Raw genomic sequence first — 2,416 nt, 5'->3', positions numbered from 1 at the left:
ATCAAGAGATAAGAAATTATTTTCTCTTGAAGGTTTATATAAAATAGTAAAAATTTAATTATTGTATTCAAAATCTTTGCCACCTTTCTTTTTGTTTTGGGAATTTTGCTAAGTGTAACTAATAAAATTATACCCGTTTTTAAGGGGGTGGCAAGGTTTTGATATAAATTTTAAGTAAAATCAATGGGTTAAGTTGAAGATTATGTTTAAATCTTTGACAATACCATCTTATAAAAGAAGGGAAGAAAATGAATCAAATATCTAAAAAAACTATTGATGTTAATATATTTGATAATGAAATTAGTAATACAATGTGGAGTACAATCAATTTTAATCTAGACAATCCAATATGTGGTATTATGGAAAGTGAAAATGAAAAATTGCTATATAAATATGATAGTGTAGGTTTATGGGTAAATTGTATTTTGGGTCTATATGATATTAAAAACATTGATATAGAAATTTAAGTAAAGACTTTAATTTATACATGTCCAAAATGCCCAGAAACATTGCATATTTGCACATGTATAAATTAAGTTTTACTATGTAAATTCTATATAATTAATAATTTTATAATTGAATTATTTAAAGAAAACATTACCGTAAATAAGATTACTACATGTGTTTTTGGTTTTGATCAGGTGGGACTAGAAGTATTAGAATTATGTGATTTTATAATTGAAGTTACTTTGAGACAGCATATTTCTTATAATGGTAAGATGAATGATTTAATAATTATGTCAAAATTCAAATAAAAAGATAAGTAATGATAATTCATTAGATCAACTGATTAGTTAATTATGAAGATGTAGGAAGGGATAGTGTAAGATGATTAAAGTTAATCAAATAAGTAAAGAATTGCTTGGCAATAAAATACTAAAAGATATAACAATGGAATTTAAGTGTGGCAATATCTACTCAATAGTTGGGCCAAATGGAGCAGGTAAAACTACTCTTATTAGTATTTTATCTAATCTAATGGTTCCAGATTCAGGAAATATTATACATTCTAAGAATGATAAGAATATTTTTCTATTGCTTTCGGGAGAAAGAAATTTGTATTATAAAAATACTGTGAAAGATAATATCAAGTATTTCGGTACATTAAGAGGATGTACTAAGAAGACTATTGATAACAACATAAAATCTTTTTCAGAAAAATTTCCAGATATAAAAAATATTTTGAACAAAAAAGTTGAAAATTTATCATTTGGGCAGAAGAGAATTGTTGCAACTTATATTTCATTAGTCTCAGGTAGTGATTGTGTAATCTTAGATGAAGTATCTGAGGGGCTAGATCTCGAAACCAAAGTACGGATTAGAAATATGTTAAGTGAAGCTAAAACCAGTAAAATAATAATTCTAATATCTCATGACTTTGAATTTATTGAAAAATGTACGGACTATGTTTATTATATTAAAAATGGTATATTAGTATTTGAAACAGACAATGTAAAGGATATTAGACAAGATTATAAAAATCTTAACCTTATATCAAACAGGAGTGTTTAGAAATAAAATCATAAATCTTTTATTATATAAGGAGAATAATTATGATGACACTTAGAATTATTTTTGAAGAATTAAGAATTAACGTTTTAGAAACTTTGAGTTATAAATTTGGTATAATATCTGATTTGTTTGTATATGGGGGACTACAAATTTTTTTGTTTTTCTCAAATACAGGTTCCTCACTATCAAATTCATATGTCTACAATAATAGCAAAGAACTTTTATTATTAGGGTATATTACATGGATACTTTCGTGTGCATGTATATCAAATATTGGTGGCGAAATCAAACGTGAAATGATGATTGGTACTTTTTATCAAAAAATAAATGCGTTTATACCAATACATTTATTATATATTGGAAAGTTATTAGCTTCATTAACTATGCAAATGATTACAATAATTGGAGTCTATGCCATTTCAGTAATTTTATTTAATGTTAAATTGCATCTAAATATATATATAATTTTATTAATTTTTTTATGCATGATAGGTATGTATGGTGTGGGATTAATTATAGGAGGTTTTGCTGTATATTATAAACAAATAAATAGTATTGTATTCATAATTCAAATGTTGTTATTATTTGTATCTGATGTATTAACAAAAAAACAAAATTTAGGCTATGTTTTCAAAATTATTCCGTTGACCTATTGTAATGATTTAATCAGAAAGGTTTTGTCTAGTTCCTATGTTGGTTTATATGATGTTATTGTATATATTTTGATTTGTAGTTTTAATTTTTTTGTAGGTATTGTCTTTTTGAATTTTATGATTAAACAAGCTAAAAAAAGAGGAAATCTCTTGCAATTTTAATTTCCATGTGCCAGGTTTAAATCCCCCGACTTTCAGTCGGGTAGCTTTAGCAAACAGCGAAGCTGCATGATAGTGGTATAATAGTGTTG

General features: G+C 25.3%; 3 protein-coding genes. All 3 read left to right on the top strand.

Annotated elements, in window-relative coordinates:
• Positions 1-248 precede the first annotated feature (248 nt).
• Positions 249-467, top strand: coding sequence for a hypothetical protein (locus BUB36_RS15110; protein ID WP_073152106.1), 219 nt, complete (start codon positions 249-251; stop codon positions 465-467).
• Positions 468-828: 361 nt separating this feature from the next.
• Complete coding sequence (locus BUB36_RS15105) at positions 829-1,512, top strand: ATP-binding cassette domain-containing protein (protein ID WP_073152104.1); 684 nt, start codon at positions 829-831, stop codon at positions 1,510-1,512.
• Positions 1,513-1,553: 41 nt separating this feature from the next.
• Complete coding sequence (locus BUB36_RS15100) at positions 1,554-2,327, top strand: ABC transporter permease (protein ID WP_073152101.1); 774 nt, start codon at positions 1,554-1,556, stop codon at positions 2,325-2,327.
• Positions 2,328-2,416: the final 89 nt, after the last annotated feature.

Origin of the sequence: Paramaledivibacter caminithermalis DSM 15212 (genome assembly GCF_900142245.1) — a bacterium.
GTDB lineage: Bacteria > Bacillota > Clostridia > Peptostreptococcales > Caminicellaceae > Paramaledivibacter > Paramaledivibacter caminithermalis.
The sequence above is the reverse complement of the archived record's forward strand: the minus strand, read 5'-3'. Positions and strand labels throughout refer to the sequence as shown.

Coding starts and splice junctions, on each gene's coding strand:
- BUB36_RS15110 (WP_073152106.1), top strand. CDS start 249: ATGAATCAAATATCTAAAAAAACTATTGATGTTAATATATTTGATAAT.
- BUB36_RS15105 (WP_073152104.1), top strand. CDS start 829: ATGATTAAAGTTAATCAAATAAGTAAAGAATTGCTTGGCAATAAAATA.
- BUB36_RS15100 (WP_073152101.1), top strand. CDS start 1,554: ATGATGACACTTAGAATTATTTTTGAAGAATTAAGAATTAACGTTTTA.